We start from the raw sequence: 2,732 nt of genomic DNA, 5'->3' as shown, positions 1-2,732 counted from the left end.
TTGGCCGCAGGACTTGCGGTGTCAGTCTGTAGAGCGACCATAAGACCAGAACAGAGTAAATCTGTTAAGGCAGGTGCGAAACCCCGCAAGGGAAAGAAGCAGAAACCTAAATCGTGAGGTTTGGGAATCACCGTCCGTTTACGGCGGTGAGGATGTCAAGACTTACAAGATAGAATTTAGAGTCGGGATTATCTTATTTTTGTTTTCCTAATTGTTGAGCTTTATAAAAAGTTTCTAAACTGTCACTATCCCCGACAAAACGCCAGTGCCAAGGCTCATAATTGATACCCTGGGGATTATTTTCGGGGAAAGATAACTCGAAACTATACTGAGCAGCGTTATTTTGTAACCAACGAAAAGCGGCAGTATTAGCAAAACTGCTACTTAAATTCGTTGCCGGAGTGCTACCATCGCCAATATCGATCGCATAACCGGTATGATGTTCACTGTAACCCGGAGGTGCGCTCACTTCTGCTCGTTTGCGGGTTGGCTGATTGCGTTGTTTTTTCACTTCAAAAAAGAGCTTTTCTTGGGTTGCTTTCGATCGAAAAGCCGAAATTGGCATTAAAATCACCCCCGACCTTCTTGCGTCACTCTGCATCTGGATAAAAGCCTTGGCTGCCGGTTTCCTTAAACGCATAGCACCATCCCCAGTAATAGGGGCTAATTCCGTCTCTGGAGCCTCTTGGTAGGGTAAATGACCTAGAATGTTCTCAATGGGGCTAGGAGTGGCTTTAATGACGGGGGAGGGGTTAATAACTGGTTTTTTTAGGGAAGCAGAGGGACGATTCAAGACTGCTATGGCAATTAGGCCGGTTCCCACCAGAGCGAGTAAACCGCTTGCGATCGCAAATATCCCCAGAGAATTAGTAGTTTGTCTGTACTGGCTGTCCCGTAAAGCTTCGGGAATATCATCGATCGGTTTCACGGTTTACTTACCCTCCTGCACGATAATTACATTATTCCCCGGCCACTCCATCTTGACGAGCAGCGTGTTGAACGGCGGCGGCCACAGCCGTAACTACACGACTATCAAAAACCGAGGGAATAATATTCTCTCGATCGAGATTAGCAGGAGTGATCAAAGAAGCGATCGCTTTGGCCGCTTCCAGATACATATTATCGGTGATTGCCCTAGCGCGACAATCCAGGGCCCCGCGAAATAATCCGGGGAAAGCGAGAACATTATTAATCTGATTGGGATAATCGCTGCGTCCGGTAGCCACCACTGCCACCAAATCATTGATTAATTCCGGTTGAATTTCGGGAATCGGATTAGCCATGGCAAACACGATCGCATCTTTAGCCATTCCCTTGACCATTTCGGGAGTCAATACCCCCGGTGCGCTCACCCCCAAGAAGACATCAGCGCCTTTAAGAGCATCCCCTAGCTTCCCACTGGCAGCCACGGCCCAAGCTTGTTTTTCTGGGGTTAAATCGTCCCGGTTTTGGGAGAGGATGCCATGGGAATCACAGAGGGTTATATCTGTAGCTCCTGCGGTTTTAAAGAGAGTAGCGATGGCGATTCCCGCCGCACCCGCACCATTAATGACGATTTTGACTGTATCAAGCGATTTTTTGACCAATTTGAGGGCATTAATCAGGGCAGCCAGGGAAACGATCGCTGTACCATGTTGATCATCGTGGAAAACGGGAATATTTAATTCCGCTCGCAGACGTTTCTCGATTTCAAAACAGCGTGGAGCGCCGATATCCTCTAGGTTAATACCCCCAAAAACCGGAGCGATTCTTTTGACGGTTTCGATGATTTCTTCGGGGTCTTGGGTGGCTAAACAGATGGGAAAAGCATCAATTCCGGCGAATTCCTTGAATAACATCGCTTTCCCTTCCATTACCGGCAAGGCAGCCTCTGGCCCGAGATTTCCCAATCCTAATACGGCGCTACCATCGGTGACAACAGCGACGGTGTTGCCCTTGATGGTCAATGAGTACACTTGTTCGGGTTGGTGGGCGATAGCGGTGCAGATGCGACCAACTCCGGGGGTGTAGGCCATGGCTAGGTCATCTTGGGAGGTGAGGGGAATACGACTTTCAATGGAGATTTTACCCCGACGATGGAGATCGAAGGTGCGATCGGAAACTTTAAGAAGTTTAACATCCGGTAGAGCTTTAACCGCGGCGATAATCTGTTCCGCTTGGTCGGTACTAGCGGCATCAACCATCACTTCTCTGGTGCTAATCTTTAAATTGCGTTCGATCAGAGAAATTTGCCCTAAATTACCCCCGACATCGGCGATCGCATTGAGGACAGAAGCGAAGGTTCCCGCTTGATTGGGGATTTCTATCTTGAGACTTAAACTATAGCTAGGATTGGGCGTTAAATGAACCATGCTGAAGGCTTCCAATACTGATAAATATTGATTATCTTCTATCTGTGAGGGACTTTGGTATCTAATCGCGCAGTTTCTTTAGCTATTAGGGTCTCTCTGGGCCTAACACCAGTGGGACCACAGGGAGTCAAACCATGGCAGTTATCTTAATCATGAGGTGGGAAGTTGTCCTTTTAGGGGAGTCAGTCCTCGGTCGTCGATGGCAAATTAGGTTAGACTTCATCTTGATGAGAAAGGCTGTAAATATTCCACATTTGCCGATAAGCAGTTTCTAAATCTCTGGTAAATTGTTTGGCATTCCAGAGGGGAGATGTATGACGAGACTTTCGGAGTTTCCAACGGACTTCTTCTCTTAAATTTTTATCCAATCCTAACTTAATT

Annotated in this window: 2 protein-coding genes; both read right to left on the bottom strand. The window is 47.4% G+C overall.

What is annotated here, in order from left to right; genetic code table 11:
• Nucleotides 1-193: 193 nt before the first annotated feature.
• Nucleotides 194-928 (bottom strand): M15 family metallopeptidase, encoded by a 735-nt coding sequence (locus tag IM479_RS05525; protein ID WP_287684461.1) that lies wholly within the window; start codon nt 926-928, stop codon nt 194-196.
• Nucleotides 929-959: 31 nt separating this feature from the next.
• Nucleotides 960-2,351 (bottom strand): NAD-dependent malic enzyme, encoded by a 1,392-nt coding sequence (locus IM479_RS05520; protein ID WP_286824423.1) that lies wholly within the window; start codon nt 2,349-2,351, stop codon nt 960-962.
• Nucleotides 2,352-2,732: the final 381 nt, after the last annotated feature.

The sequence above is a fragment of the Microcystis sp. M165S2 genome, assembly GCF_020245885.1.
In the GTDB taxonomy this organism is placed as follows: Bacteria; Cyanobacteriota; Cyanobacteriia; order Cyanobacteriales; family Microcystaceae; genus Microcystis.
This window is presented reverse-complemented; position numbering and strand designations above follow the sequence as displayed.